The organism is Streptomyces sp. KL116D (assembly GCF_030766975.1).
In the GTDB taxonomy this organism is placed as follows: domain Bacteria; phylum Actinomycetota; class Actinomycetes; order Streptomycetales; family Streptomycetaceae; genus Streptomyces; species Streptomyces longispororuber_A.
On the sequence record NZ_JASERH010000084.1, the window covers coordinates 381,615 to 408,024 of the forward strand.

The following is a 26,410-nucleotide window of genomic DNA, read 5'->3' on the forward strand; positions in this document are numbered from 1 at the left end:
GCATCCGCATCCGATACGCCAAGGCGGACGGAACGCCCGGTGACGGGGCCATACCCGTTTCGCTCCGCCCCGCAAGCCAGGCCGCCAGAGGTGACCGATGCCAGGCCAGTCCCAGATCCGCCATCCATCGTCCGCAGACCTCGCGCTCATCGCCCTCGGAGACGGCACACCCCATGCCACCGAACGACACCTGAGCCGCTGCGCGACCTGCTCGACGACGCTCCAGGAGTTCTTCCGGGTCCTGGAAGCCGGCCGGGCCGGGCCGGCAAGGCCGGCTCTGCCTCCCGCCGACGTCTGGGAGGAGATCCGCAGACACCTGTAGCGGACAGGCCTCGCTCCGGCTCCCATCAATCGACGCAGTTTCGATGCAAGTCGATTCCGCGCGTTCACGTCGCCATATTGAAGATCACCTCATCGGCGACGAAAGGGCACGGCCCATGCGCGCGCAGAGCAACTTCCGGACGCAGGACAACGACCGCCTGTGGGCGCCCCTCGAAGAGTCACTGGCCGACGAGCAGATCGCCGAAGGAGTGCAGCGCGGCGACGAGGCCTGCCTGGAGGCCGCCTATCGCCGCTGGGGCCATCTCGTGCACACCTTGGCGTATCGGTCACTGGGCGACACCCGCGAGGCCGAGGACGTCACGCAGCAGGTGTTCCTGGCCGTCTGGCGCGGCCGCGCGGGCTACCACCGGGAACGGGGCGCCTTCGCCGGATGGATCGTCGGCATCACCCGCCGCAAAGTCGCCGATGCGCTCACCGCACGGACCCGCCGAGCGGACCTGGTGTCGGCTGCGGAGCGCACACTGAGCCTGCGACCGCAGACCACGGACGACATGGCGCGCAAGGTCCTCGACCAGGTCGTGGTGTGGCACGAGCTCGCGCAACTGCCCACGGCTCAGCGACGGGTTCTCGAATTGGCCTTCTACGGCGATCTCACGCACACGCAGATCGCCGCGGTGACGGGATGGCCTCTGGGCACTGTGAAGAGCCACTCCCGACGAGGGCTGAACCGACTGCGCCTGCGACTCGGTGAAGCGGGTACGGATTGAAGCGACGCGGCTGCTGGCACCGACCTTGATTTCACTTTGAGTGCGAAGCATTGTCGATGAGAATCCTGGCGGGATGAGCCGTTATCCCGCCAGGAAATTTGCTGTTGTCTCACTGCCCGGTTTCGAGCCCTTTGGCGCTTTCCAGCATCGGCGTTGCGGCTGACGGGTTGTGCGGCAACGCCCGACGCGACTGGTCTTCCTTCGCCGCTTCCTGCGGATGCCGCTGCCGCCAGTAGGGATTGTCGTGAGGCAAGCGGCTCGACACCCGGCCGTACATGCCGAACGTGAGAATGATCAGCCCCATGGCAAAGCTGAAGAGCACGTTGGACATGCCGAAATCGAGCACATTCGCACCCTTGTCAAGGATGAAGATGTGGGCAAATCCGCTGAGCAGGAACAACGTGCCCACGACCATGTTCAGCGTCGACGCGAAGTTCCCTCCGATGATGCCGCCGCCGATCAGGGCGAGCCCGACGATGACGGAGATCAGGCTCAGGGTGCCGTTCGTACTCATGCCTGCGATGTGGCTGCCGTCCGTGTCGAACGGTCTCAGCGCGTCGGCGAATCCGAGGCAACCGAATACCAACAGCACGATGCCGCAGAAGGCCGCGCCCCAGCGATATACCGCTGCCAGTCGGTGGTCGAGCGGAAGCTCGTCTTTGAGTTCCATGATGAGGTCGCCTTTCTGCTGACTCGTCTTGCCTCTCGAGCCGTACTTCAGCGCGATAGGTCCGGACGGTTGCACAGGCGAATTGTAATTTTCGACCGCTGCCCATACGGCAGTCGGTCCAGGGCCTCAGTCGGCGACCTGCCCGGTCGACTTGGCATCGCTGCGGAAATAGAACTGGTAGTGGGTGTTGTCCTTCACATCGGTCGCGATAGTCGTCCAGCTGCCCGCCGCTGCGCGCTTGTAGTCGCTCTGGCATTCCCTGCCGCCGCTGGAAGGCTGGAAGCACACCTTCACGTACCGGGTGGTGTCCGTCTTGATGTTGATGTCCGCGCAGTTCGCGGTTGTCACCATGTAGAAAGAGGTCGGGTAGTTCGGGTAAAGGTGGGTGCCCGACGCCTTGGTGTAGCTGCTCGCGCTGCCGTAGCAGGACCGGGCGGCGGCCCCGGCTGTGCCGGCGGAGGCGCCGACGAGTCCGCCGGCGACGACGGCACCGGTCACGAGCGAGGCTGCGAACCGGGTGCGGACATACATGAGGGGATCTCCTTCGGTGTGGGCGACGGCCAAGGCGCCACTGCACCACAGAAGTTGCGCCCACCGACCCTGCAAAGTTCCAGGTACCGGTGGTGCCTCGCGGCAGCGAGCATGAGGGTTCGATCACGTCGGACATCGGGGGATTTCCCATGCGCAAGCACAAGCGGCTCGTCACGTTCGCCCTGACCGGTGCACTCGCGGCTGCCGGCCTCGTCGGTGGCACCGCCACCACTGCGGGGGCGGCGGCCCGGTCCTGCTACGGCGAGGCCTGGAGCTACAGCAAGCCGTCCAATACGAACTTCCAGCCGGCGGGTGTCCTCTACTTCGCGACGGACAACTGCGCCGACATCAACATCAAGACCAACACCAACCGCAAGGTCAAGGTCTGCTTCTACGCCAGCGGGGGCGGGCTCAACTACTGCCAGTCCGAGTACAAGACCACCACCGCGGGCGAATGGAAGGCCATCGCCACCGACGTCATCGACGGCACCAAGTTCAGGTTCCAGTTCGCCAGTTCGGCCGCATCGACGGGTATGCGGGCGCACTGAGCGAGCTGCGGTTGTCAGTGCACGGCTCCACCGGCCACGCGCACCACGCTGGCGGGCACGTTGTCCGACGCGACGCGAGGGACCGCCCGAGTCCTGAGCCGGTTCAGAGGGGCGAGACTCGAGCGGTCGCCGGTGCGCGGTGCGTCAGCGGTCGTCGCTGAACGTGCGGCGGCGAAGGTGGATGAGGACACCGCCGATCAGGGCCAGGGAACCGGATCCGGCCAGAAGGACGGCGCGATCTGCGCCGGAGGAGTTCGTGGCGGAGTGAGCCGTGGCGTGCGCGGTGGTGTGTGTGGGGGAGTGCGCGGTGGTGTGCGCGCTCGTGTGTGCCTGTCCGGCGTGGTTCGCCGTCACGGCGCGGGCGGACCCGCCGTCGCCGGTCAACCCTGTGACCTCTCCGTTGCCCCCGTCGAAGACGAGGTCGGAGCAGGAGAAGAAGTTCTCCTGGCTGTCCGAGCGGATCCACTGGATGAACATGATGTGCCGTCCCGTACGGTCCGGCAGCTGCAGGTCCCAGTAGTAGTGGCCGGCTTCGGTACCCGGTCCGCCCGAGTGCGGTGGGTTCTGGACGGTCTGTACCTTCTCCAGGTCGGCCCAGCCCAGCGGTTGCTCCGGGTCGAAGCCGTCCTTGGTGACGTACACCTCGAACCGGCCGGGATGGTGGGCCCAGTTGCTGTAGTCGACCTCGATGGTGGTGTTCGCGGTGAGATGGGTGACCGGCCAGTCGGTCCGGGCGGCGTTGTACGGCGAGAAGTCGTAGGGGCTACGGTCGCCCGCGCTGCACAGCGTGCCGTCGTCGACGTATCCCTCGCCGCGGCCGCCGGCGTTCGAGTCGAGCACCGCGAACCAGTTGTACAGCGGCGTGGTGCCCGCCTCCTGGACAGCAGCCCTGCAGGCCGGGTTGGCCGGCATCTGGGTGGAGGAGTTGGCGAGCAGGTCCTTGTAGCACAGGTAGGTGCGCGATCCGGGCACCATGGCCACGCCGTGCGCGGCGGCGGTGCCGGGGACGGCCATCACGGCTGCCGCGGCGATACCGGTGGCGGCGGCCAGCGAGGCCAGTCTCGCGGCGAGCGCTGATGGGCGGGCGCGGTGGCGGAGGCGAGGTCTGGCGGACGGACGGGGAACGGTCATGGGAACGTCTCCTTCTGGGAGTCTCCGATGAGCGGCTCGCTCTGTCGTTGCCACCGAGCGGGAAAAGGTTGCCGCGCTCGCGCAAATGGCCGGATCTGGGTCTGGGTCTGGATCCGGATCTGCGCGGCCCGGTCCGACGGAATCCAGATGCAGAACCGTGTACCGATCGGCCCGCGAGTGGCCCGGCGACGCCGCGCGCAGGGGGTGACTCGGACGAGGGCCTTGCGGCATGCGCCGACTTCCGCCGGCACGTCAACGCGGACATCGAGCGGCTGCTCGTGCGGACCCGGCAGCCGTTGCGGGCGGCGCTCCTCTGATCCCACCGATGCCCGGGCCGAGAGGCCGTGACCGGCGGGCTGCCCTATCGTCGAGCCGTGGCGAAGCCGGAGCGGAGATCAGCGTGCGCGACCGTGGCGATGGCCCTGTGCGGCGTTCTCCTGTGGGGCTCGGTGACAGCCGGTCAGGCAGCAGCGGCCGCGCCCCGCGACCCCTGCGCGACACGGCCGAGCGTGTGCCCCGATGTCAGATTCCTGTACGACTACGCCTACGGCCTCGGGTTTCATCCGTTCACCGAACCGCACGCCGTCCGTGAACTGCTCACCGACCACTTCTGGTTGTTCCCGGTGAGCGGCGGGTGCCGTCACGGTGATCTCTACGTCGGCCGGGAGTGCGATCTGCTCGGTGGCAATCCGGTGCGCGTCGAGCTGGTCGGCGACGACTTCCTGCAGATCGACACGCTCCCGGGACACGATCTCGGCTCCGATCTGCACATCCGGTTCACCTTCTCGCGCAGCCTCGGTCTGCACTTCCTGAACGTCCGCGCCTGGCAGAACAGCCCGGAGGAGTACCGGGAACACCGGCTGCGCAGTGAGGCGGGGCGACTGTTCGCCTGGCCGTTGTGGGCGGTGCTCGCGGAGACGCTCACGGTGGCTGCCTATGGGGCGTGAGCGACTTTTCGCAGGGGGCGGAGACGCATGTCATGTGAGCCGGGCCCGGCCGACGAGATGACATGGATGGCTCAGGGGGCGGACGGCTCGATCTCCCCCGCGAAGACGATGATCTGGTCGATGAGGCTTCGTCGCAGATGGACGACGTCCGTACCCGTCAGGCGTGGCCCTCCGTCAGGCGTGGTGAAGACCCACTGGTACCGGGCCCATTCGTCAGGCATGTCCACAGCTGAGCAGCGCACCATCGTGCCGGTTCCCGCCGGGTGGCGCCGGATGTCCAGCACGAACCGCTCGACCGCGGCGATTCCCTCGCTGCGACCCAACGGTCCCCAGAAGACCACGTCTGACGTGAGGGCCTGGGAGAGTAGGGAAGTCACATAGTTGTCGTCCGAGGCGTTGAACGCGGAGATGAACGTGTCGATCGCGGAGCGTGCGGCGTCTTCCTGCATACCCCAGTAATACCAGCCGTTTCGCGTGCGCTGCTCTCAGCAGCCACCTTCCAACATGACTGCGACGCCTATGGGGTTGGGAGAAGGCTGAGACCGCGTTCGGGACCTGACGTGCTTCGTTGCGGATTTTGCGGAGCCCGTCGATGTACGACAGGTATGCGGCCCGCCCGTCAGTTCGGGATGGCGCCTTCGACGAGGGCGACGGTGGCTCGCGGATCGTCGGTCTCCACGACGAGGCGGCGGAACGGGGCGCCGTCGGTGAGTTCGACGACGACGGCGTTGGCCGGCTTGCGGACGGCCCAGAAGATCATGTCGCCGTGCCGGCGGAATCGTCCGGCTGTGATGACACCGGGCATGTTGGTGCCACCGACCTTGGCTCCTTTGTGCTCGTGCGCGATGCCGGGGTCGTGGGTGGCGCCGCGGACCTGGGTGAGTGGCACTTCCACCCGGCTCTTGAGTGCCCACAGCCGGTCGAGACCCGTCAGCTGGACCGTCAGCATGCCTCGTGTGCGGTCGACATCAACGTTTGCCATGTCAGTCCTCCTGTGAAGTGGTCGGGCGGGCGCGCAGGCGCAGGCGGTTACCGAGTACGGTGGAGGCCTCGTGCGGCGGGTCGGCGGCGTGGGCGCTGCGCAGGGCGTCCTCCAGGGCGGTGAACGCCTCTGCCACCAGGTCCGCGACGTCGGGGTCCTTCGGTGCGCGTTCGACTGCGGCAAGGAGAAGGAACCCGGCGGCCGGACCGTTGTCGAACGCGGCGACCGCCGCTGAGCGCGCCTGTTCGGCATCGGGGAGAGAACCGATCGCGGCCGTGCTGGGCAGGATCTCGTGGTCCAGGTGGGCGCGGAGCGCTCTCAAGTACAGGCTTCGCTTGGAACCGAAGACGTTGTAGAGGCTGCCTCGGTGCATACCCGTGGCGACGGTCAGGTCGTCGATGGAGGTTCCCTCGTACCCGCTGGCAGCAAAGAGAACGGCCGCGGCCCTCACCGCCTTGTCCGTGTCGAATGATCGAGGTCGTCCCATGTCTTGACCGTACCTAGTTTAGGAACGAGTAGTCAAGAACGACCGTTCTTAAACTGTGGAACCCACGCGACGCGCCTGGCGATCGCGGTCTGTCTGTCTGTCTGCCTGCCTGCCCGCCTGTCTGTCCATCTGTCCGTCTGCCTGTCTACCCGCCTGGCCGCACGCACCACGGCAACCGCCTCCGAGCCGGGGCGCGCAACTCCTGTGATCTCCTCGAGTGCAGGAGCGTCCGCTCGTCGAGTGGTTGCTCATGCGCAACTCGAGTGAACCCTCACCCCTGCCTTGAGGGTCTGAACAGGCCCGGCCCGGTGCCATGGCAGGGCCGGGTCCATGCCAGGAGTCCGTGCTCGCCGGCCCGCTGGAAGGGAGTCACCGGCACGAGGGGCGGAGGAAGATCAGCGGCGTTCCTGCCGGATGCCCTTGCCTGCCTGATCCGTGAGGACCGCGCTCGCGATCACCTCGAAGAGGTGATCGGCGCGCGGTGCGAACGAGGGTTGGTCGCCGAGCCATGCGAGGGCTGCGATCAGGGCGAACAACTCTGTGCCATCGATGTCGGTTTGCGCCGCGCCCTCGGCCTGGGCGCGAGTGAGGAGCCGCGTGCCTGCCGCGCGCATGGTGACGCATGAGGCGTGGAGTGCGGATTCGGTGTCCTCGATGGCGGCAGCCATCAGCTCGGTGACACCCCGGTACTCACGTGCGACCGCGACGCATTCGCGCAGCCACGTGACGAGAGCGTCCTTGGGCGAGCTCGCTCCTTCCAGCTCGGACGCCTGTTGGGCCAGGTCGTCGAAGCTCGAGCGGAGCAAGGCGTCGAGCAACGCCTCTCGCGTCGGGAAGTGGCGGTACAGCGTGGGGAGTCCGACCTCGGCCCTGCGGGCGATGTCGCGCAGGGATGCGTCGGCGCCCTGCTCGGTGACGACGACGCGTGCGACGGCGAGCAGGTGGTCGTGATTCTTCCGGGCGTCGGCTCTCATATGCCTTCCTTTGACAAGCGTAGCGGTGCTACGTATATTCGTAGCGCTGCTACGGAAAGCCTATCCCATCTGCGGGAACGAGGAAGAGACGATGTCGGCCAACACGATGAAGGCCATCAGGCTGCATGAGTTCGGTGGTCCTGAGGTGCTGCGTTACGAAGACGTGCCGGTTCCGGAACTGAAGCCGGGCCACGTGCTCGTCCGGGTTCACGCGGTCGGCCTCAATCCCCCCGACTGGTACCTGCGTGACGGGATGCCCGGCATACCTCCGGAGCTGAGGCCGCCCGTCAGCTTCCCTGTCATTCCGGGGTCGGACGTGTCCGGCGTCGTCGTGGGCGTCGCCGCGGACGTGGACCGCTTCTCCGTCGGCGACGAAGTCTTCGGCATGCTCCGCTTCCCCAGCTTCGACGGCCGCGCATACGCCGAGTACGTGGCCGCGCCCGCCTCCGACCTCGCCCGCAAGCCGGCCGGCGTCGACCACGTGCACGCCGCAGGGGCGGCCATGTCAGGACTCACCGCGTGGCAGCACCTGGTCGAGCTCGGGCACGATCACCCGAACCCGCTTCAAGAGGCGCAGCACCGCCCGGTGCCGCTCGACGCGGGGATGACGGTGCTCGTGAACGGCGCCGCCGGCGGCGTGGGACACCTGGGGCTGCAGATCGCCAAGTGGAAGGGCGCACGTGTCATCGCGGTCGCCTCGGGCGCGCACGAGCAGTTCCTGCGCGACCTCGGCGCGGACGAGTTCGTCGACTACACCAGGACTCCTCCCGAGGAAGCCGTTCGTGACGTCGACCTGGTCTTCGACACTGTCGGCGGTCCCGGCAGCAGCCGCTTCCTGCGCACACTCAAGCGTGGTGGGGCGTTGTGCTACGTGTTCGTCGCCGCCTACGACTCCGCGGAGGTCGCGCGGCTGGGTGTCACGACCTCGGGCACTCAGGTGCGCTCGAACGGCCCTCAGCTCGAAGAGTTCGGAGACCTGCTCGGCAAGGGTGTGCTCCGCGTCGCCATCGACAGCACGTTCCCGCTCGCGGACGCCCGGAAGGCACACGAACGCGCTGCTCGCGGACACATCGAAGGCAAGATCGTCCTCACGGCGGTGTGAAGGCGAGCCGTTCGACGAGCCGTTCGCCGACTTCGCGACGAGAACGAATCGCTCACACCGACAGAAGGACCTACTTCTGATGACAACTCTCAAGGACGCCATCGACGACCTGTTCAACAACCGGCAGCTGCCGGCGGACGAGGCGGTCGACCGGCATTTCGCTCCTGCCTTCCGGCAGCGTGTGAACGGAACGTGGGACGACCGCTCGGGGTTCCTCGCGCGCGTGGTCCAGCTCCGGGAAACCGTCGAGCACCTCACGGTCACCGTTCTGGACGAGCTCACCGATGGCAACAGCTACGCCGAGCGGCACATCGTCGAGCTGGTTCAACGTGACGGGGAACGGGCCGGCCAGGAGGTGTACGTGTTCGCGGAGCGAGACCCCGACGGTCGCTTCGTCCGGATCGAGGAGACCGCTCTGGCCCTCGGCAGCGGTCAGGTCGGCCAAGGCCCCACTCACGTCCAGTAGGGGCGTCCATCCCGCTCCCCGACGTGACCGAAGAACTCTTCGACGAGTCGGTCGACGTCAACTTCAAGGGCCAGTACTTCACGTTGCAGAAGGCGCTGCCCCTGCTCGTCGACGGCGGCGCGATCGTCCTGACGGTCGGAATGGTCGGGGCTGACCGAGGAGTTCCCGGTGCCACCTTGGCCGCGGCGACGCGCGGGGCGCTGCTGGCGCTGTTGCCGACGCTCGCGCTTGAGGTGGCTCCGCGACGGATCCGTGTGAACGCCGTGAGCCCTGGATCGACCGCGACCCCGCTGTACGACAAGCTCGGCGTTCCGGCGGAGGCACGAGAGGCCATGGGCGCGGGCATCCCGTTCCAGCGGTTCGCGACCAGCGAGGAGGTGGCCGAGGCCGTCGCCTTCCTCGCATCGGACGCTGCGGGCTACGTCACCGGCCAGGAGATCGCGGTCGCCGGCGGGCTCGGACTCAGTCTCGGCATCTGAACCTGCAGGCGCGCAGCGGTGCGGCCGCCATGCCGACCTCCGACCTTCCGGCATGGCGGCCACGCCGCTGCGGCAGACAGGGGCCGGGCACAACCGTTCCGTTGTCCTGGGCACCCGGCCACGCCCCCGCGAGCAGTCGCGTCGGCGCGGTACGACGTCCGACGAGATCGGCCCCTCACCGGGGCGGAGCCTTGCGTGCCATTCCCGTTCCCCATTCCTTCATAGACTCAAAAGCAGAGGCCCCCACGGTCGGGAAGTCGGCAGTACCCGCGAACCGTGGAGATCTTCTAAGCGGATGGCCCCAGAAGGGAGTTGGCCCGCCCTGCCTCCCCATACGCCCTAATCCCGGCGTCGCGGCAGTGCCTGTTCATCAGGTGTCTTTCGGTGCGGGCCGTCCACCGGTCCGTCGTGCGCCGTGTCGGCGGGCTCGGGGTGTGAGAGTGCGGCGAGCAGCTGCAGCTTCTCGTCGCTGTCGCTGTCCTTGTCGGGGTAGTAGACGACGAGGATGACGTCTTCGACGGCGAGTTTGTCGCGGTGCAGGTGGAGTTCACCGACGACAGGGTGATGGACCGTCGTCGTGCCGCCATCGAGACTTCTGACGTCGTGGCGGGCCCACAGAGTACGGAACCGCTGACTGGACAGCGCGAGTTCGCCGACCAGCTCGACGAACCGGGGGTTCTGCGTGTCGTTTCCGATGGTGGTGCGCAGGGCGGCGACGAACTCCGCGGTGGCTTTCGTCCAGTCCTGGTGGAAGGACCGTTCCTCGGGATCGAGGAGGAGGGACCGGAGCCGGTTCTGGCCAGGTCGCAGGCGGGGGGAGAGCGCGACGGCCATGGGGTTGGAGGCCAGCACATCGAACGCGCGCCCTTCGACGAACGCGGGGATCTGGAGGTGGGCGAGCAACTCGTGCACCCGTGCCGGTACGTGCTCGGGGCGCTTGCGGCGCGGCGCCCTGGGGCGTGCCGCCGCGAGGCCGAGGAGATACGTCTGTTCGACGTCGTCGAGGTGCAGGACACGCGCGAGTGATTCGAGGACCTGTGGTGAGGGGTTCTTGTCGCGGCCCCGCTCCAGGCGCAGGTAGTAGTCGGGACTGATCCCGGCGAGCAGTGCGACTTCCTCACGGCGCAGGCCGGGGACGCGCCGGTTGCCGCCGGGCGGGAGTCCTGCCTGGGCTGGGGAGACCAGCTCGCGTCGGGCGCGAAGGTAACTGCCGAGCCGGTTGCCGGATTCCTCATCCTTCATGCCGACACCGTAATGCGGTACGCGTGTCTCAGAGGGGGCCCTGTCAGGACCAGGGAAGACGAGGGCTCTGCCGCATCCGGGCGGATGCCGTCAAGACTGCGACAGCACCGTTTCCACCTTCCAACGAGACGGCGAGCATCACTGTCTGCGCCGCGGGCCTCAACGCCGCCGGCGCCCTGGACCGAACTGAAGGGACAGATCCCGTGGATCTCTCCAACCGCACCGTCTTCATCGTCGGCGGGACCTCCGGCATCGGACGAGAACTGGCCCGGCGGTTCGCCGCGGCAGGTAGCACCGTGGCCGTTGGCGGCCGCAGCCCGGAAGCACTTGCCGAGCTTGCCGGGGAGGGCTTCGGCACGATCAGCGTGGACGTCAGCAGCAGTGCCTCCGTCGCGTCTGCCCGGGACGCCGTGCTCGCCCGACACCCCGAGCTGGACACCGTGGTGACGATGTCGGGCGTCATGCTCCTGGAGGACCTGCGCGACCCTGCGCACTTCGAGGACGCGGCAACGACGATCGGCACCAACCTGCTCGGCACCATCCGCGTCATCGACGCCTTCACCCCGCACCTGATCCGGCAGGGTGCCGGCACCTTCGTCACCGTCACCTCCGGCATCGCCTTCCTGCCGTTCCCGCCCATGCCCAGCTACGCCGCGTCGAAGGCCGCGGTGCATGCCTACTCAGAGGCGCTGCGCGCGCAGCTCGACGGCACTGGTGTCGACGTCGTCGAACTCGTCCCCCCTGCCGTTGCCACGGCAGGACAGGAAGAGGTGAACCCGCACGCGCTGCCGCTCGACGACTTCGCCACCGAGGTCATGGACCTGCTCTCGCAGGACCCCACCCCTCACGAGATCCTCGTGAAGAAGGTCCTCGTGCACCGTTGGGCTGAGCGTGACGGCACCTACGACGACCTCGTCGCCCAGCGCTCAGCAGGTGGCCCTGACCATGCTCCGAGCCGTCGAGCCTGACGGTGGCCTTCCGCCCGATGGCTGCTCTGAGGGCACAGGCGGTGCTCTGGTCGTGGGCGATCCGGCCCTGGCCCGAACGACGTGGCGGGCCGGATGCCCATCTCCAGGAGCTTCGTCCTGCTAGTGGCTGATCTTGTCCAACTCGGCGAGGTCCTCGTCGGAGAGGGAAAGTCCCGCCCTGCGATGTTCTCGCGCAGGTGGCCAACACCTGATCGCAGGTAGCCGGGGATGAGCAGGATGTTCGGCGACCGCCGCAGCAGCCAGGCCAGGATGCAGACCGACATCGATGCGTGGCACCAAGCCGGTCGGCCACGGCGGAGAGCCAGCCATGACCGCAGCGGCGAGCCGCCGAGCGAAGATCGGCACGTACGCGATGCCTAGATCGGCGAGATCGTCAGATCACGCGTTTTCGTCTGTCCCATGGCGAATGGGCGAGGTTGCACATAGCTGCACGCACATCGATCGGCTGCAGACTCGCTAGTGCCTCGGCACCGTGCGCACCGTCGAAAACGTATATCTTACTCCCAGGTAGCCGGATCTAGCCTGCATCGCCGAGATGTTCGACGAGGCCTCGAAGGCTCGGCGAGCGAGCCGGGCCGGCCCTCTGCGCGTACCGCCTTCGAGCCGGAGACTTGCACAGCCTCGAGCGAATCGAGGCCGAGATCCTCGAGGTTCTCGTGGATTCCGCGCGGCGCAACTCCTCGCGCTCCCGGCCGGAGGCCAGCCTCCTGTTGATCGCGTGACCGCACCGACCTTGGTCACGATGTGCAGCGATGCAGAGTAGGGTGCAGCGCCTCACGGATCAGCTGGTCGTGACGCGTGGTCCGTATGCGCCGCGGCGTCGATGCGGGTGATCCCGTGGGCGGCGGCTTCGCGCAGGACGGCGAGTGCGTGCCGTCGCGGTCTGCCGGCGGGCCCATGACGCCGGGGCCTGCCAGCTGCATGGCGCCGTAGCCGAAGCGTGACGGTCAGATCGCCAGGGTCCAGGCGCCGGCCGGTGATGCGAAGCGTGCGCTCGTGGTTTACGCTCATGTCGTCGATGCTCGCCCCGCGGTCCGGTGCTGCTTCCAATACCGATACGGCGCCCTGTCATACCTGGCGGGTATCACCGCGCTACGCTGTGGTCAGCGGGACACCTGGAGCACCCGCGAGCCGAGGTACGTCATGCCGCTGTCGCGGAGTGAACTGCACTTCGGCCGTGCCGCCGAGCGCCTCGGCATGGCCCAGCCACCGCTGTCCCGGGCGATCCAGCAGCTGGAGCGACGCCTCGGGGTCTCTGTTGGAACGCAACCGCCGCGGCGTCTCTCTGACCGACGCCGAGGTGCTGTTGCACGCGCCGCGCAGCCTCGACATGCGACCGCGCCGCCGTTCGCCGCTGCACCCGCTCGCGCCGGTGGCGCCGAGACGTCGGGCGGCCCCCGAAAGCGTCTCTGCCTGGCGGTGAAGGCCGGCGCGTCCCACGAACTGCTGCACAAGCTCCTCGACGCCTACGCGGCCGAGCCCGACGCCGTTGACGTCGAGGTATGCCGCCGAGCGGCACTGCGTGATCAAGAAGGAATGCTGCGCGACGGCCGTGCTGACGTGGCGCTCATGCACGCGCCGTTCAACTCCCTCGCCGGGTTCGACAGCGAAGAACTGATGACTGAGGGGCAGATCGCCGTCCTGCTCGCCGGGCACCGCCTCGCTGCGCAGACGCCTTGTCCTGAGCGACGATCATTGTCGACATCGATCTCTCTCGTCTCGCCCGTCTGGTCTCCAGCAGAGAGCACGTCATCTCACCCGGCCCGGGCGAGATCCACGAGCTAGACGCGCTGGCGACGGATCGCCCTCGGACGCACCGTGGCACGTGCTTCCCGGACTCGGCCCGCGCCTGGCTGCTGTGGGCCGAGCTATCACCGCAGTCCCTGACCGACGCACCTCCCGTCGTCACCCATATCGCCTGGCCCGCGCTACAGCCGTCTCCTCTCGCTCTCGCCGGGCTGATCCAGCACTGCGCAGCAACACGGCTTTGACCGCCGTCACCTGCCATCGCGGCGCGCCGACCGCCGTCCCCATCGACGCCACCAGGTGACGCCGCTGTCCGCGGCTGGCCGCATGAGCTCAGTCGGACCCCAACTCGCCCTGCATAGCGGGATACTGGGTCTGTCTGACGATTAAGAGGCTTGAGAGGCTGAGCGGAGCAGTGGAATTCACGCGGAGGTCAGGTCGTCCGGGTCCGGTCGGGGGACGGGGACGCGGCACGCTGCGCTGTCGTGGGTGGGAGCTCGCGGGGCTGCTCGCTGCGCACAGTCCTGGCCGAGCATGCCGACCGGGTGACGGTCGTGGAGCGGGACCGGTTCCACGGATGGTGCAGGACATCGGCCCGGCGTGCCGCAGCCCGGCATCCACATGTCCTGCTGGAGGGCGGGGCAGTTGGCGCTGGAGTCGCTGCTGCCGGGGTTCCTGGCCGAGCTGCGGCGGCTCGGGCGCCGCCAGCGTCGGGATGCCCTCGGACATGGTGCTGTGGCAGGACGGGCAAGTTGGTTCAGACGACCGCCGACGATGTCGCACATCTATACCGGCTCCGGGCGCAGCTGGGAGGAGCTGGTACGGCGGCGCGTCACTTGCCCATCCGGTGATCGACGTGGTGGAGGGACCGACGCTCGCCGGGTTCCTCGGTGACGCCTCGCGCTTGACGCGTGCTGGTGCGGGATCGCTCCGGCGCTTCCCGAGGAAGGAACGGGCCAGTGAGGCGGACCTGCCAGTCGTGGATGCGTCCGGCAGGGGCACGAAGGCCCGCCAGTGGCTGGAGGCGATCGGGGCCGAAGCGCCGCAGCACGAGGTGAGACCATCGACACGGGACTCGCCTACTCCTCCCGTGTCTGCCAGAGGGAAAGAGTGGTGTCCTCGACGCGTGACACCCTGGCGGGCCACTACTGCGTCTCATCAGTCCCGCGCAGACCCACGCCGGTGGAGCGCTGCCGTTGGAGGACGGCACCCATCTGGTGTCATCGTGTCGGGGCTGCGCGATGACGAACCGCCCTACGGACGACGAGCAGTTCTGAGGCGTACGTCAGAGAAGAGCTTGCCGCATCCGCTGCTGCATCAGTGGATGGACGAGGCCGAACCCGCTCCGTCGGCGTTCGGCTATCGGCGTGACGGCGAACATTCGCCGCCGTTACGACCTGCCCGGCCGCCGCCCGGCAGGCTTCGCTTGCCACCGGCGACGCCCTGTGTCATCGTTCAGCGGTCTACGGGCAAGCGATGAGCCGCCGCGGCGATGAGTGCGCCGATCGCCCTGCGCGACGCCCTGGCTAGCCGATCCACGGCGGACTCCCACCACGCGGCGCGTGCAGCAGCGGTCCTCGATGCGTCTCGGCAGGCATGGGACATCTCCGCCGGGGCGGACCGCTTCATGCCGGGCGCGGTGGGGACGGCCGCGGCCGCCGGGTCGGCGGACCGGGTCGCCAACTGGTACCTGCAGCGTGCGATGGAGCGCTACCTCGCCGATCCTCTGGTGGGATCGGCTCTCCGCTCCGTGCTGGACCTCTGCGCGCGCCGTCACCAGCCTGTTCGCTCCATCGGTAGCCCGGGCCGTCCTCTTCCGGCCCCTGACGCCGACGCCCACCGAACCGCCGACGACACCGGAGGAACCCGCAGCCTGAGCCAGGGCGATCCCCGGGCCGACGCCCGAAGAGCATGGCCGCGCGCGACCCTCACCATGCTCAGTGTTGAACTCGCGCTGTTCGGCGCAGGGCTGGGCGGCTCGGATGCTGTCACTGATCCGCTCGATGAGGCCGAGGGCGTGGGCCAGGGCGCGGCGCTCGTCCTCGTCCAGCGTCTCCTCCATCGCGTCGGCGAGTGCACCGACTCGCTGACGGCAGGTCCGCGCGTCGAGCGCCTCCTTCCCCGCCTTCGTCAGGGTGAGAACCTTCCGGCGGGCGTCGCCCGGGTCCGGCCGCGCGGCCAGGAAGCCCGCCTCGGTCAGTTCCCTGACGGTCGTGGCGGTTGTCTGGTGTCGCACGCCGCGCGCGCCGCCAGGTCGGCCGTGGTCATCGGCCCCCGTGTGTCGAGGAGGCCGAGCACCGCGGCCGGGACGGACGCGAGCCGGTCGACGGTACGGGTGCTGCGGACCAGGGTGCCGACAACTTCCCGGAGTTGGGCGGCCAACTGGTGGGGAGGGGGCTGGTGGCTTCGAGGGCGCATCCTTCACGTCTGCCAGCTTAGCAGTGGAGTACAGGGAGCCCTGTATTACAGGGTTCCCTGTAGTGCAGGGTGCACTGTATATATTGTGCAGTGAAACCTGTGCATCAGAGTCTTCACATCAGGGGCCGGGCCGCAGGGGCCCGTGCAGCCATCGATGGGAGTACAGCAGTGCAGCTGGTCAAGCACGCCCACGCATGTGTGTCGTTGGTCAAGGACGGTGGACGGATCGCCATCGACCCCGGGACGTTCACCCCGACGCGAAAGAGGTGGTGGCGGCCGCCGACGCCGTCCTGATCACGCACGACCACTTCGATCACTTCGACGAAGAGCTGATCGCCCACGCCCTGGACGCCCGTCCCGGCCTGCGGGTCTACGGGCCGGCCTCAGTGGTGGGACGTTGGGCGGCCCGGCGCGGCCAGGTCACCGCAGTCACGGCGAGCGACCGCTTCGAAGTCGCTGGTTTCGACATCGTGGTCTCCGGCGAACTGCATGCCCCGATCCACCGTGACATCCCCCGCGTCGCCAACGTCGGCTGTCTCGTCGACGCGCCTCTACCACCCCGGCGACGCCTACGACGTACCTCCGCGCCTGTCGACACGCTGCTGCTGCCCACCAGCGGGCCGTGGACCCAACTCGGCCGAGCGGCCGACTACGTTCATGCGAGGTCGTGCGCCCAGCCGCCTGGTCCAGATCCGACGAGATCGCGCTCAGCCGCGCGCGACAGTGAGTCCGTGGCTCGTTTCCTGAGCGCGGCGCTGACCGACGTGCCCCTGACCATCTCCTCCCGGAGGGCGACACCATCACTGTATGAGCCGCGCGGAGCGGCCGGCCGCGCACCGCTGCTGTTCAGGTGCGCGGCCGAACGCTGCCGACCCGGATCCTAGGCCGCGTTCGGCCGCCGACAGCTGCGCTGCAGGCCTGACGGCCGGGTTCAGCAAGCGACCGGTGGAGGGTGGGGGCCCGTGACGCCTAGCACTGGATCTGCTTCGGATCGATCGGAATCTCGCGCGCCGTGTTCTCGGCATCGCTCCTCGGCGCTAAGCTGCCGCGCCACTGGTCCCACTGCGCAGCGGCTGTACTGGTTCTGCCAGTCGTCGCCATGAACTTGCGTCGTAGCTGGACTGGCCGGTGCAGCTTCAGGTCCGACTCGTCGTTGTGCCAGATGCCGTTGCTCGTCCAGTTCGAGGAGCCGACGAACACGATCCTGGCGTTGGTCGCGCCCGCATATCCGCCGCTCGACCATCATGTACTTGTTGTGCGTGTAGTGCAGGGCATTGCCATTCGCGTCGGTGCCGCGGGTGGTGTCGTGCACGTCGATGTTCGGCCGGTCCTCGAGATAGTTCTGCACGCTGGCATCAACCTGGCCGGCGGTGAAGAGTATGTTGATCTTGACGCCGGTTTGCGCCAGGCTCACCAGCTTCTTGGGCAGTTCCAGATAGTTCCGGTCGCCCGGCTCCCCGTGGGAGGTCCACTGGAACATGGCGATGCTGATCGTGGCCGGCGCCTTGATGTTGTCTGCCAGGAAGTCAGACTCCAGGTGTCGCTCCTGCCGCGCGCCTTGCAGGCCACTGGTAGGAGGGCGCGGGACAGCGTCGTCCTGGCGTCCGTGCCGCTGGTGGTGTGTGGTAGTCGGGCACCAGCGGGCGGACCGTTGAGTGCTCCCTGGACATGGCTGTGAAGTACCGACGTAGGAGTTGTACAGGTCGACGCTGCCTTGACGGTGAAGCCGCTGTTCCACGCGGTCCTGGCCTGGGCGGAGTGGGGTTGGCGCTGCTGACGGTCACCGTCCTGCTCGCGTCGCTCCCGCCGCTGAGCATGTAGTACTTCGCGTGCAGGGCGGAGCCGGAGTAGTGGGTCAGACAGCCGCCCGGACACAGCGCGGCGAAGCTGGAGGCCTGCGGGTCGTTGCCCAGCTCGGTGACCATCGACTGCCAGATCGCATTGTCGCTGTGGGAGTCCATCAGCGCCTTGACGATGACGCCGCGCTGGTGCGCGGCTATCAGGGCGTTGGCGAAGTCCGGGCCCGGCCGCGTGTTGCCTATCGAGTACATGGCGACGCGTATGGTCTGCCCGCAACCGGCGCTGTTGATCGATTCGATGATCGGGCCCATGACGTTCATCTCGCGTCGGGGTCCTCCGGGTCGTTGAAGCTCGGGCCCGGTCTCGAGGTGAACGTCCGAGACTCGCAACTGAGGAGTCTTGGCCTTCTTGACCGCCGCGTGCGCCGCTGTCGGCGACAGCGCGGTGACGCGCCAGCGCGGTGATCAACGTGAGCGTTCGCTTCATGGACGGGCCTTTCGCTGGGCTGTTTGACGATGACGAGTCGGGGTGGTGCTGTGGTGATCGGCCCATGAGTGGTCGCCGAGGTGGGCCTGGCATCCTGCGTCGCGGCACAGGCCTCGTCCGGCAGTTCGGTGACGGACTCGCACGTCAACGGCCTGGTGAACCGCCCATGGATTGCGATCAGTTGGCTGCGCTCGTCTCGAGCATCGCAGCCGTCGCCGTTGATGTCGCTCGCAGGTGAGGGCGGCGCGCCGGCGGTCGTACGAGGAGGCCGCGGGGTCGGCGATGGCGGTGCCGCCGGGCAGGCCGCACGTGTCCTCTGCCCGGACGCAGCAGCGTTGCCGGCGGAGGACGCGACGCCTCCGTAGCCCTCCCCGCTGAAATCCGCCTGGTGGTGCGTCACGGAGTCGGCCGCTCCGCCGTGCCACCGCCGACGCGGCGAAGAGCGCACGCCGGCCACAGGCGTCGCCACGGCGCCCGCTGTGGCGACGCGGATGCGCATCGGAGGCGGGGCGGGAAGACGTCCGTGCTTGGCCATGCGCTGAGCTCCTGCTGGGGACAGGGACATCGGCGGACATCCCGCGTCAATGCGGTGCCGTTCCGTAGGCGTTTGCCCGGATTTGCTCCAAGCGTGACCCACCGTTCGGCAAACAGGAGACTCGCAAAGGCGCCAAGGCTGCACGAGAAAGCAGGGAAGTACGGCGTGAACGCCCGAGTCGCCCTCCCGCTGCACACATCTTGGCCACCGCCCGGCCCATCACTGTTCATGACGGAAAGCGCAACTCCACTCATGGGGTCTCGGTCTAACGCCATGAGCACAGCAAGAACCACCAAACCAGGCATACCAGAAAGGACTCTTCACGCATGCGTGTCTACAGCACTCTCGCCGCCACTGCCGTCCTCGCCCTCGGCGCCGTCGGCTTAGCTGCACCGGCCGTCCAAGCGGCCGCCGCGGCCCCCGCCACCGTCGTCCACGACGGCGGCGAGCTCTGGTACGAAAGGCCGCACCCGGCCAGCAGAACAGTCTGACCGTCGCCGAAGAGATCGAGGAGCGTGGCGAGTTCGAGGCCTACTACGTTCCTCACCTTCCACGACCGCTACGACATCGATGTCGACGCGAGCGCGGCGGACACGGATCGAGATGCATCGTACCCGCGTGCAGAGCGACCGCAGCGTCGTGCGGTGCGCCGTCCTGATCCCACAGAATCTCGGATGATTCCGACAGCTATGACATCGACCTCGGAGACCAGGACGACACGGCTGCGCTTGAGCCGGACAGTCGTGCGTGGGCCGGGGTACATGGCGGCGAGGGCAATGACGTGATCACGGCGTCCGCGTCCGCGATGCTGTACGGCGATGACGGAGACGACGAACTGGACGGCGGGGGCGGCCCGTTCGGCTTCGGCTCCTCACGGCGGTCCGGGCAGACGACACGCTCACTCACTGTGGGCAGGACTGCTTCGGCGAGGGCGGGAACGAGTCCTGACCGGCACCGCCGAAGGGAACACCCTGCACGGTGACGGCGGCAACGACGTCCTCGCACGGCAAGGTGGCGCCGACACCTCTACGGTGTGCGCAGGGACAGGCTCTATGGCGACAGCCGGCGATGACGTCCGTGGGGAGGCGCGGCGCAGACCTTCTCTCGGGCGGTGCCGGCAAGAACGAGCTGCACCAGGACTGACGGGGCGCCCCGCGGTTGATGATCCGCCAAGCGCGGGGGACACGTCGAGGACCAGAGAGCCGTGCGGATGCGCGGGATCCGTCAGGCACGTGCGCCCATGCCGCACGCGCGTTCTGCGGTATCCCCGCGGATCCGATGGTGCCGGCACGGAGACTGTCGCGCCGCCTGGCCTTGACCGGGCGGCGTCTCGGCGCCTTCGGCGGCCCGGCTCAATGGTGCGATCCGGATCCGTCGCGACAACCCCTCCGGTGCCGCGCTGCCAGTGTGACGCCCAGGTCCTGGGTTCCTGCGACGGACAGCAGTTCCAACTGCTCGGCTCCCCTGGCTTCCGGGCGGCGCGGTGAACCACAGCAGGCGTTGGCGTCCGTCCTCGCAGTCAGGCTTGTAGCGGGTGTAGGAGGTGAGGCGATCGGCGAGCGCGATGACGAGGCTCGCGAGTTCATCGGGGCGCTCGATGACGAACGGCCGGTCGAGCGAGGCGAGTGTCCGCGGCAACCAGTCGAGCTGCTGCGCGCGCAGCCGACGCGCAGCCAGCGCTCGGCTGCCGGGTCCGCGGCTGAGGCCTGCGTGCTCCTCCAGGCCGGCAACACTGGCGGGAAGGTGGGCGCGGATCTGCTCCACTGTCCCGTGGATCCGCGAGCGTCACCTCATGCGTAATCGGCCGTGGCGAACCCTGACAACACGCGCTGCATGCCGACCGGGACCACGGGCGCTTCGAATGAACCGGGCAGGGCCCGCGCGTCTCGCGATGCGATCGAGCCGGAAGCGTCCGGTCCTCGCCGATCTGGGCGTCCCTCCCGTGACGTACCACCGGCCCCGTGGCGACGATCCCGTACGCGTGCAGCGTGCGTTCGTCTGCGCCGTCCGTCGCACGGTCGGTGTAACGGATCGAGACCGGCCGGCGGTGGCGCACCGCATCGGCGACGGTGAGCAGGAGCCCGGCGTCCGGGTGGTCCAACTCGCCGGGCTGATCCGTGAAGCGCGAGCCTCCAGGAGTGAGTCGAGTCGGCGGGCGATGTGCTGGGGCAGCACCCGGCGGATCTTCGCCGACGCTGTCTCGTTCGCCGTGAGCCCGCCGCCGTCAGCCTGCCCGGCGGCCGGCGACCAGGCCGAGCAGCACGGCTGCGCCTCGTCGTCGCTCAGCATGAGCGGAGGCAAGCGGTACCCGGGGCTGAGCCGGTACCGCCGTAACGGCCGCGCACCGATTCCACGGGCACGTCCAGGTCGATCAGCTGGCCCACGTACCGCCGCACAGTGCGCCCTTCGACGCCGAGCCGGTCGGCGAGTTCGGCCACCGTGCGGTGCCGCCCGACTGAAGCAGCTCCAGGAGTGTCAGCACGCGGCCAGTGGGTCGGGACATGTGTACCCAAACCTAGCGCGATTACAGGACCGATTCTGTCCTCTATACCTCCTAGCCTGCGACGTGTACGCCTCCAGCACAGCCAGATGGGAGATTCCTATGGACTTCGTCTCGATCCGCATCATCACCAGCGACGTAGCGCGCCTGCGTCGCCTTCTACGAGCGCGTCACTGGCGCGCGGGCGACGTGGGCCACCGAGGACTTCGCCGAGCTCAGGACCGGGCGCCACCTCGCGATCGCCGGCACCCGCACTGGTCCGCTGTCGCCCGGGCTCTGCCCGCCCGGCGGACAACCACAGCGTGATCACCTGAGTTCCTCGTCGACGACGTGGACCGCGTGCACCAGAACCTGACCGGCTTCGTCACCGACTTCGCTCAACGGGCCCTCCACGATGCCCTGGGGCACCGGTCTCTGCTGTTCCGTGACCCCGACGGCAATCTCGTCAACTTCTTCACCCCGTCACCCCGGCCGCCATCGAAAAGTTCGCACGCTGATGCCCCGCACGACCGCGTGATCTCGCGACCGCGCGATCGCGGAGACTCGTGCCTTCGTGGCCGAGGCAGCCGTGTGGTCTCCTGGCGTCGACCCGCCGGCACGCGGCACCACGGTCCCGCCGCCATGGCACGACTCGCTGGATCCGACGTAAGCGTGCTCGGGGTCCGGGATCTCGCCGGGATCAGCAGCGGTCCGCCGAACCTCTCCGCGACCGGCCCGTCCCCGCCGTGCCTCAGGACCGCGCAGGGCCGGGCGTGACCGATCCATCGGTCCACTTCGTCGGCAGGTATCGGGTCCACGTAGCTGAACGGATCACCCTCCTCAACGGCCGTGTGGCGAAAGGGAGTCAGCGCCTCTCGAACTCATCTGTCGCGCCGGCAACCGGAGTCCCTCGCCACTGACGACCCCGCGTCCTCCGACATAGCGGGGTCTCGGGAGCCGGCGGCTGTCCGAGCGGTGCCGTCTGGCGCAGCTGGCCTCGGGGTGATCCGAGGCTGAACTGACGCGCCAAGCCTCGAAGTTGCGGATGTTTCCGGCCATCTGCGGAGGGTTGAGCTCTCAGTCGGAATCTTGCATTCCAATGAGATTGGGGCGGAGGACCTGGGAAAACGTCATCGCCTCACGGGTTCGGCGCGCGTGAACAGAGCCGATTTTACCTGCCCGAAACCTTTCCTGTCGGGAGTGGATTCCAGACAACTATCGTTTCGGCCTCCTGACATGTACGCGCCCGCGGTGTCACCCTCTCTCCACCGCAGCTGCGGTCACCTGTGCTTTGATCAAGGCCGGGCGGGCCGATCGTCTGCCCTGTCTGGATTCACACCGAGGAGTTCGAGTGAGCCACATCTCCGCGCGTCGCCGCGGCAAGAGTTCTGGCGATCGCCACCGCCAGATCGCCGCCACAGGAGCCCTGCTCGCCACAGGGGCAACCACCAGCGCCACAGCCGCGAGCGGGGCTTCGCGAGCCGCCCGACCGTGCTGTCCGCGGCGGCCGCGCGTCCCTGGTCAACGAGGCGCAGGCGGACGCCGCGCAGACCGCCTCGGAGACAGCCTCGGCGCCAAGGAGGAGCTGGTCGTCAAGGACGTCGTCAGGACGTCGACGGCACCGTCCACACGCGCTACGAAGCGCGCACCTGTGCGTGGGCCTTCCCGTGCTGGGTGGCGACCTTGTCGTCCACACCGCCAAGTCGGGTAGGCGCAGTCAGCCTAAGGCGAACAAGGCCACGATCAAGGTGGCGTCCCTCACGCCGAGCGTCGCCGGCGGGCAGGCCGAGAAGCAGGCGGTCTCCGCCGCCAAGGCGCTCGCCGGCCGGGTCCGAGGCGGACGGCGCACGCAAGGTGATCTGGGCCGGCTTTCGGGCACGCCCGTCCTCGCCTACGAGACGGTCGTCGGTGGCTTCCAGGACTGACGGCACCCCGAACCAGCTGCACGTCATCACCGACGCGACGACGGGCGAGAAGCTCTTCGAGTACCAGGGCATCGAGAACGCCACGCACCGGCAAGACCCTCTACTCCGGCAGCGGCGATGCGCTCGGTGTCACCCTGTCCGGCTCGACCTACTTTGCAGCTGTACGACACCTCACCAGCGCGCGGCGGCCACAGACGACGGGCCCGAACCTGGCCCGCAAGACCTCCGGCACCGGCACCCTGGTCACCAACTCGACCAGCACCTGTCGGAACCGGCACCGCGTCCAGCTCCTCGTCCGACCAGACCGCGGCGCCGACGCCGCCTACGGCGCCCAGGAGACCTGGGACTTCTACAAGAGCACCTTCGCCCGCAACGGCATCACAGAACAACGGTACGGCGGCCTACTCGCCGCGTCCACTACGGCAACGCGTACGTGAACGCGTTCTGGGACGACAGCTGCTTCTGCATGACCTACGGCGACGGCAGCGGCAACACCGACCCGCTGACCTCCCTGGACGTGGCAGGCCACGAGATGACGCCACGGCGTCACCTCCAACACCGCCGGCCTGAACTACTCGGGTGAGTCGGGCGGTCTGAACGAGGCCACCTCCGACATCTTCGGCACGGGAGTCGAGTTCTACGCGAACAACGCCTCCGACGCCGGTGACTACCTCATCGGCGAGAAGATCGACATCAACGGCGACGGCACCCCGCTGCGCTACATGGACAAGCCCAGCAAGGACGGCGCCTCCGCCGACTCCTGGTCCTCCTCGGTCGGCACCAAGGACGTGCACTACTCGTCCGGTGTCGCGAACCACTTCTTCTACCTGCTCTCCGAGGGCAGCGGCTCGAAGACCATCAACGGCGTGACCTACAACTCGCCGACGTCCAGCGGCTCCACTGTCACCGGCATCGGCCGGGCCACAAGGCGCCGCAGATCTGGTACAAGGCTCTGACGACGTACTTCACGTCACCACGAACTACAAGTCGGCCGCACGGGTCACCCTGAGCGCGGCATCCGCGCTCTACGGCTCCGAAGCGACCGAGTACGCCGCGGTCGCGGCGCCTGGGCTGCGGTCAGCGTCAGCTGAATCCCTCGGAGTTGACTTGACGGCGGTGTCCGGCGCGGCGGCGCCGGGCACCGCTGCCGCGCGAGCGCCCGCCGAACGGCGAACGATCAGCTCTTCATGCGAGCGAAGGCGTGCTCGACACGGGCCGTGCTCAGCCGGCCGAACCCCGAGGAGAACCGTGCGTTCCGATCGGAGCCAAGATCGCTCGGCTACCATCTCGGACGCATCGCCGCGGGCAAGGAACGTTGCCCATGGCTCGTGGCCCTGACGGCCGAGTCGTTCGATGCGCTCGGCCTCGCGGGACTGGACGGCATCCAAGGCGTCGAGTGCGGCTGCCGGTCGTGCCCCGTAGGCGGCGCAAAGGGCGTCGAGGCGGTCCCGAATGCTGCGCTCACCGGAGATCGATGCTCTTCGCTGCTGCTCGACGGGCGCGCACGGCACGGCGTACCAGGCTTGGATTGCGCTAGGTCGTCGAGGGCGTGGCCGGGCCGCTGCGCAGATCCCAGTCGATGAACCCGCCAAGCGGTCACCGTTCCAGATGGAGTTCCATGGACCGAGGTCTCCATGCCTGATGATCATGCCGGGCCGCCATAGTCGTCCTCCTGGCCCACTGCCATCGTGCGCGTCGGCCGGCGGCTGGAAGTCCCGGACGGCGTCGTGGTACTCGCGCAGCCAGCACCAATTCGCTGATTCCAGTGGTCGATCGCGAGAGCCGACGGCCAAGGTGGTGGAACGCGGGCTCGACGTGCACCAGCGACGGCGCACTCATCGGTGCCGTCCGTGCCGCGAGACCGCGGAGCCCGAGTGCGAGCTCGCCTCCGCGCTCCAAGTGGTCAACAAGGCGTGTACCGCGGACGTCCCGCTCGCCGACGGGCCGGCGGATCGTCTCGCGATCCGCCGCACCGTGGTCACGCTGCCCTTGTCCGTAGCGCCATCCGCGATCATTGGGACAGCGCAGCCCTGCTGCCCGTATCAGCGTCATGGATATCGGCGCCCACAACAGCCAGCGCGATACGCCCAAAGCAATCACCAGCCAGACCTCAGCAGCCTCGGACGGAGGTCGCCCACAGGTCTGATGAACTTTCACGTGAGGAGCAGCGGAGCCGCCTGAGCTCCCGAGCTCCGCAGTGTCGGTCGTGTCACCGACCATGCACAAGCTTGCCGAGCCGCGAAGGGTTCCCTCACGGAACGCAGAGCGCCAGCTTCCTCTGCGCCACCTGAAGAAGCCTCAAAGCGATCCGACGCCATCCATTCTGGCATTTCGACCACGTCGGCATCACCGTCGCCGACCTGGACGCCGCGACGGCATTCTTCGTCAGCCTTGGACCGGACTGCCGGGCCGACGGGAAGATGGCGGTCGAGGGCGAGTTCCTGGACACGGTGATCGGCATGGTCGGCGCCCGCACGGAGATCGTCATGCTGCGGCCGCCCGTGGAGGCACGACACTGGAGCTCTCGAGCTTCACGCGGCCGGATCACCTCCCGGGACTCGCCTGCTGCGCCGGCCAACGAGCTGGGCGCGCGCGTAACGTCGCCTTTGGCAGTGCACGACCTCCAAGCCGCGGTCGACCGGGCCGCAGCTGACGGCTACGGCCTGGTCGGAGGTGTCGGCACGTACGAGGGCGTGTGGCGCATGGCCTACGTCCGAGGCGAAGGCATCGTCGTCTCGTTGGCCGAGCGCACTGGAGAAATGAGCAACATCATGAATGGAACTGTCGCTGACGAACAGATCCGAGATCTCGCAGCGACCGCCAAACCGTACAGTCTCGCGATTCTTCAGTGGGAGCCGGCGCGAACCATGGACGGCGCGGACGCGATCGAACTCGAACACCAGCGACGCATGGTGTCGCTACGCGCCGAGGAGTGATCGCGGTCCTGTGCCCGGTGGCCTCCGATGACCTGGCTGGAATCGCGATCATGACCGTGTCGACCGAGGAGGCTGCGGACATCATGGCCGGGGACCCATGTGTGCGAGCCGGGATGATGCGCTGCGATGTTCACCTCGTGCCACGGCGTCCCCGACACCCTCCCGCATGAGCGATGGGCCTGCGGGCAGTGACTGCCCCTCGACTCGGGCGACGCAGCCGGATGACCCGTGGCGCCGGTACGCGGGAGCCCTTTGAGATACGGTGGCAAACCGTCACGCGCGAGTCCGGCATCGTTTGTACGTCTCCATCGCGCCACACGCGGCACCATCGCGCATGTCCCAGCGTCCGCGCACGCCTCATGGAGAGCAGCCCGCTCATGCTTGACATCGCCGATCCGTGACACGCACGCGCCAGCCTCTCGGTCCGACGCGGTCCCTCGAGGGACTTGCCGACCTCGCCGTGGGAGCCCTCACCCGAGCGATCTTCC

The 26,410-nt window shown here is 68.1% G+C and carries 26 protein-coding genes and 2 pseudogenes; 17 read left to right on the forward strand and 11 right to left on the reverse strand.

What is annotated here, in order from left to right; all coding sequences use genetic code 11:
- Nucleotides 1-97: 97 nt before the first annotated feature.
- Entirely contained in the window at nt 98-322 is a 225-nt protein-coding gene (locus RBJ77_RS33955; protein ID WP_372348490.1) for a hypothetical protein, read from the forward strand.
- A gap of 115 nt (nt 323-437) precedes the next feature.
- The gene (locus tag RBJ77_RS33960; RefSeq protein ID WP_372348621.1) at nt 438-1,049 is read left to right on the forward strand and encodes a sigma-70 family RNA polymerase sigma factor; all 612 of its coding nucleotides are present in this window, start codon (nt 438-440) and stop codon (nt 1,047-1,049) included.
- A gap of 109 nt (nt 1,050-1,158) precedes the next feature.
- Here RBJ77_RS33960 and RBJ77_RS33965 read toward each other — a convergent pair whose 3' ends face one another.
- Both RBJ77_RS33965 and RBJ77_RS33970 read right to left on the reverse strand, forming a co-directional pair.
- Entirely contained in the window at nt 1,159-1,719 is a 561-nt protein-coding gene (locus RBJ77_RS33965; protein WP_372348622.1) for a DUF4383 domain-containing protein, read from the reverse strand.
- Between the two features lie 126 nt (nt 1,720-1,845).
- Entirely contained in the window at nt 1,846-2,250 is a 405-nt protein-coding gene (locus RBJ77_RS33970; RefSeq protein ID WP_372348491.1) for a hypothetical protein, read from the reverse strand.
- A 149-nt stretch (nt 2,251-2,399) separates the two neighbouring features.
- Here RBJ77_RS33970 and RBJ77_RS33975 point away from each other — a divergent pair, with 149 nt between their 5' ends.
- Nucleotides 2,400-2,798 carry a hypothetical protein gene (locus RBJ77_RS33975; protein ID WP_372348492.1) on the forward strand — a complete coding sequence of 133 codons (399 nt, stop codon included), beginning with the start codon at nt 2,400-2,402 and terminating at the stop codon, nt 2,796-2,798.
- 144 nt (nt 2,799-2,942) lie between these two features.
- Here the strand turns inward: RBJ77_RS33975 and RBJ77_RS33980 are convergent, their stop codons facing one another.
- On the reverse strand, nt 2,943-3,929 hold the full coding sequence (locus tag RBJ77_RS33980) for a lytic polysaccharide monooxygenase (RefSeq protein WP_372348493.1): 987 nt from the start codon (nt 3,927-3,929) through the stop codon (nt 2,943-2,945).
- Between the two features lie 509 nt (nt 3,930-4,438).
- Between RBJ77_RS33980 and RBJ77_RS33985 the strand changes: the two genes are divergently transcribed.
- Nucleotides 4,439-4,876, forward strand: coding sequence for a hypothetical protein (locus RBJ77_RS33985; RefSeq protein WP_372348494.1), 438 nt, complete (start codon nt 4,439-4,441; stop codon nt 4,874-4,876).
- 71 nt (nt 4,877-4,947) lie between these two features.
- Here RBJ77_RS33985 and RBJ77_RS33990 read toward each other — a convergent pair whose 3' ends face one another.
- The 4 genes from RBJ77_RS33990 to RBJ77_RS34005 form a co-directional block, all read right to left on the reverse strand.
- The gene (locus RBJ77_RS33990) at nt 4,948-5,325 is read right to left on the reverse strand and encodes a nuclear transport factor 2 family protein (RefSeq protein ID WP_372348495.1); all 378 of its coding nucleotides are present in this window, start codon (nt 5,323-5,325) and stop codon (nt 4,948-4,950) included.
- Between the two features lie 170 nt (nt 5,326-5,495).
- Complete coding sequence (locus RBJ77_RS33995; protein WP_372348496.1) at nt 5,496-5,858, reverse strand: hypothetical protein; 363 nt, start codon at nt 5,856-5,858, stop codon at nt 5,496-5,498.
- 1 nt (nt 5,859) lies between these two features.
- Nucleotides 5,860-6,345, reverse strand: coding sequence for a TetR/AcrR family transcriptional regulator (locus RBJ77_RS34000; protein WP_372348497.1), 486 nt, complete (start codon nt 6,343-6,345; stop codon nt 5,860-5,862).
- 395 nt (nt 6,346-6,740) lie between these two features.
- Nucleotides 6,741-7,319, reverse strand: coding sequence for a TetR/AcrR family transcriptional regulator (locus tag RBJ77_RS34005; RefSeq protein WP_372348498.1), 579 nt, complete (start codon nt 7,317-7,319; stop codon nt 6,741-6,743).
- A 91-nt stretch (nt 7,320-7,410) separates the two neighbouring features.
- Here RBJ77_RS34005 and RBJ77_RS34010 point away from each other — a divergent pair, with 91 nt between their 5' ends.
- The 3 genes from RBJ77_RS34010 to RBJ77_RS34020 all read left to right on the forward strand — a co-directional run bounded on the left by RBJ77_RS34010 (nt 7,411) and on the right by RBJ77_RS34020 (nt 9,366).
- Nucleotides 7,411-8,421, forward strand: a complete 1,011-nt coding sequence (locus RBJ77_RS34010) for an NADP-dependent oxidoreductase (RefSeq protein ID WP_372348623.1) — start codon at nt 7,411-7,413, stop codon at nt 8,419-8,421.
- 79 nt (nt 8,422-8,500) lie between these two features.
- Nucleotides 8,501-8,887 (forward strand): nuclear transport factor 2 family protein, encoded by a 387-nt coding sequence (locus tag RBJ77_RS34015; protein WP_372348499.1) that lies wholly within the window; start codon nt 8,501-8,503, stop codon nt 8,885-8,887.
- Between the two features lie 23 nt (nt 8,888-8,910).
- Entirely contained in the window at nt 8,911-9,366 is a 456-nt protein-coding gene (locus RBJ77_RS34020; protein WP_372348500.1) for an SDR family oxidoreductase, read from the forward strand.
- Nucleotides 9,367-9,705: 339 nt separating this feature from the next.
- On the opposite strand, the gene RBJ77_RS34025 is transcribed toward RBJ77_RS34020, so the two are convergent.
- Nucleotides 9,706-10,608: a helix-turn-helix transcriptional regulator gene (locus RBJ77_RS34025; RefSeq protein WP_372348501.1), complete on the reverse strand. Its 903-nt coding sequence runs from the start codon at nt 10,606-10,608 to the stop codon at nt 9,706-9,708.
- Nucleotides 10,609-10,811: 203 nt separating this feature from the next.
- Between RBJ77_RS34025 and RBJ77_RS34030 the strand changes: the two genes are divergently transcribed.
- The 3 genes from RBJ77_RS34030 to RBJ77_RS34040 all read left to right on the forward strand — a co-directional run bounded on the left by RBJ77_RS34030 (nt 10,812) and on the right by RBJ77_RS34040 (nt 16,645).
- Nucleotides 10,812-11,576 (forward strand): SDR family oxidoreductase, encoded by a 765-nt coding sequence (locus RBJ77_RS34030; protein ID WP_372348502.1) that lies wholly within the window; start codon nt 10,812-10,814, stop codon nt 11,574-11,576.
- 1,218 nt (nt 11,577-12,794) lie between these two features.
- On the forward strand, nt 12,795-13,382 hold the full coding sequence (locus RBJ77_RS34035; RefSeq protein WP_372348624.1) for a LysR substrate-binding domain-containing protein: 588 nt from the start codon (nt 12,795-12,797) through the stop codon (nt 13,380-13,382).
- Nucleotides 13,383-15,955: 2,573 nt separating this feature from the next.
- Complete coding sequence (locus RBJ77_RS34040) at nt 15,956-16,645, forward strand: MBL fold metallo-hydrolase (RefSeq protein ID WP_372348503.1); 690 nt, start codon at nt 15,956-15,958, stop codon at nt 16,643-16,645.
- 47 nt (nt 16,646-16,692) lie between these two features.
- Here RBJ77_RS34040 and RBJ77_RS34045 read toward each other — a convergent pair whose 3' ends face one another.
- A complete protein-coding gene (locus RBJ77_RS34045) occupies nt 16,693-17,241 on the reverse strand; it encodes a hypothetical protein (protein ID WP_372348504.1) in 549 nt (182 codons plus the stop codon).
- A 46-nt stretch (nt 17,242-17,287) separates the two neighbouring features.
- Nucleotides 17,288-17,881, reverse strand: coding sequence for a phospholipase D family protein (locus RBJ77_RS34050; RefSeq protein ID WP_372348505.1), 594 nt, complete (start codon nt 17,879-17,881; stop codon nt 17,288-17,290).
- Nucleotides 17,882-18,908: 1,027 nt separating this feature from the next.
- Between RBJ77_RS34050 and RBJ77_RS34055 the strand changes: the two genes are divergently transcribed.
- Nucleotides 18,909-19,073, forward strand: a complete 165-nt coding sequence (locus RBJ77_RS34055) for a hypothetical protein (protein ID WP_372348506.1) — start codon at nt 18,909-18,911, stop codon at nt 19,071-19,073.
- Between the two features lie 1,039 nt (nt 19,074-20,112).
- Here RBJ77_RS34055 and RBJ77_RS34060 read toward each other — a convergent pair.
- Nucleotides 20,113-21,085: pseudogene (locus RBJ77_RS34060) on the reverse strand (helix-turn-helix transcriptional regulator); the annotation flags it as partial.
- A 99-nt stretch (nt 21,086-21,184) separates the two neighbouring features.
- Between RBJ77_RS34060 and RBJ77_RS34065 the strand changes: the two are divergent.
- The 6 genes and pseudogenes from RBJ77_RS34065 to RBJ77_RS34090 all read left to right on the forward strand — a co-directional run bounded on the left by RBJ77_RS34065 (nt 21,185) and on the right by RBJ77_RS34090 (nt 25,922).
- Nucleotides 21,185-21,579: pseudogene (locus RBJ77_RS34065) on the forward strand (VOC family protein).
- 1,230 nt (nt 21,580-22,809) lie between these two features.
- Entirely contained in the window at nt 22,810-22,986 is a 177-nt protein-coding gene (locus RBJ77_RS34070) for a hypothetical protein (RefSeq protein WP_372348507.1), read from the forward strand.
- A 134-nt stretch (nt 22,987-23,120) separates the two neighbouring features.
- Entirely contained in the window at nt 23,121-23,423 is a 303-nt protein-coding gene (locus RBJ77_RS34075) for a hypothetical protein (RefSeq protein ID WP_372348625.1), read from the forward strand.
- Nucleotides 23,420-23,569, forward strand: a complete 150-nt coding sequence (locus RBJ77_RS34080) for a hypothetical protein (protein WP_372348508.1) — start codon at nt 23,420-23,422, stop codon at nt 23,567-23,569. The genes RBJ77_RS34075 and RBJ77_RS34080 overlap by 4 nt, the downstream gene beginning before the upstream one ends.
- A 31-nt stretch (nt 23,570-23,600) precedes the next feature.
- Complete coding sequence (locus RBJ77_RS34085; protein ID WP_372348626.1) at nt 23,601-23,942, forward strand: M4 family metallopeptidase; 342 nt, start codon at nt 23,601-23,603, stop codon at nt 23,940-23,942.
- 1,464 nt (nt 23,943-25,406) lie between these two features.
- Nucleotides 25,407-25,922, forward strand: coding sequence for a hypothetical protein (locus tag RBJ77_RS34090; protein WP_372348509.1), 516 nt, complete (start codon nt 25,407-25,409; stop codon nt 25,920-25,922).
- Nucleotides 25,923-26,410 lie beyond the last annotated feature (488 nt).

What these genes read in the sequence shown, in the direction of transcription:
- RBJ77_RS33955 (WP_372348490.1), top strand. Translation starts at nt 98, where the DNA reads ATGCCAGGCCAGTCCCAGATCCGCCATCCATCGTCCGCAGACCTCGCG.
- RBJ77_RS33960 (WP_372348621.1), top strand. Translation starts at nt 438, where the DNA reads ATGCGCGCGCAGAGCAACTTCCGGACGCAGGACAACGACCGCCTGTGG.
- RBJ77_RS33965 (WP_372348622.1), bottom strand. Translation starts at nt 1,719, where the DNA reads ATGGAACTCAAAGACGAGCTTCCGCTCGACCACCGACTGGCAGCGGTA.
- RBJ77_RS33970 (WP_372348491.1), bottom strand. Translation starts at nt 2,250, where the DNA reads ATGTATGTCCGCACCCGGTTCGCAGCCTCGCTCGTGACCGGTGCCGTC.
- RBJ77_RS33975 (WP_372348492.1), top strand. Translation starts at nt 2,400, where the DNA reads ATGCGCAAGCACAAGCGGCTCGTCACGTTCGCCCTGACCGGTGCACTC.
- RBJ77_RS33980 (WP_372348493.1), bottom strand. Translation starts at nt 3,929, where the DNA reads ATGACCGTTCCCCGTCCGTCCGCCAGACCTCGCCTCCGCCACCGCGCC.
- RBJ77_RS33990 (WP_372348495.1), bottom strand. Translation starts at nt 5,325, where the DNA reads ATGCAGGAAGACGCCGCACGCTCCGCGATCGACACGTTCATCTCCGCG.
- RBJ77_RS33995 (WP_372348496.1), bottom strand. Translation starts at nt 5,858, where the DNA reads ATGGCAAACGTTGATGTCGACCGCACACGAGGCATGCTGACGGTCCAG.
- RBJ77_RS34000 (WP_372348497.1), bottom strand. Translation starts at nt 6,345, where the DNA reads ATGGGACGACCTCGATCATTCGACACGGACAAGGCGGTGAGGGCCGCG.
- RBJ77_RS34005 (WP_372348498.1), bottom strand. Translation starts at nt 7,319, where the DNA reads ATGAGAGCCGACGCCCGGAAGAATCACGACCACCTGCTCGCCGTCGCA.
- RBJ77_RS34010 (WP_372348623.1), top strand. Translation starts at nt 7,411, where the DNA reads ATGTCGGCCAACACGATGAAGGCCATCAGGCTGCATGAGTTCGGTGGT.
- RBJ77_RS34015 (WP_372348499.1), top strand. Translation starts at nt 8,501, where the DNA reads ATGACAACTCTCAAGGACGCCATCGACGACCTGTTCAACAACCGGCAG.
- RBJ77_RS34025 (WP_372348501.1), bottom strand. Translation starts at nt 10,608, where the DNA reads ATGAAGGATGAGGAATCCGGCAACCGGCTCGGCAGTTACCTTCGCGCC.
- RBJ77_RS34035 (WP_372348624.1), top strand. Translation starts at nt 12,795, where the DNA reads ATGGCCCAGCCACCGCTGTCCCGGGCGATCCAGCAGCTGGAGCGACGC.
- RBJ77_RS34040 (WP_372348503.1), top strand. Translation starts at nt 15,956, where the DNA reads ATGTGTGTCGTTGGTCAAGGACGGTGGACGGATCGCCATCGACCCCGG.
- RBJ77_RS34045 (WP_372348504.1), bottom strand. Translation starts at nt 17,241, where the DNA reads ATGTTCCAGTGGACCTCCCACGGGGAGCCGGGCGACCGGAACTATCTG.
- RBJ77_RS34050 (WP_372348505.1), bottom strand. Translation starts at nt 17,881, where the DNA reads ATGAACGTCATGGGCCCGATCATCGAATCGATCAACAGCGCCGGTTGC.
- RBJ77_RS34055 (WP_372348506.1), top strand. Translation starts at nt 18,909, where the DNA reads ATGCGTGTCTACAGCACTCTCGCCGCCACTGCCGTCCTCGCCCTCGGC.
- RBJ77_RS34090 (WP_372348509.1), top strand. Translation starts at nt 25,407, where the DNA reads ATGGCGGTCGAGGGCGAGTTCCTGGACACGGTGATCGGCATGGTCGGC.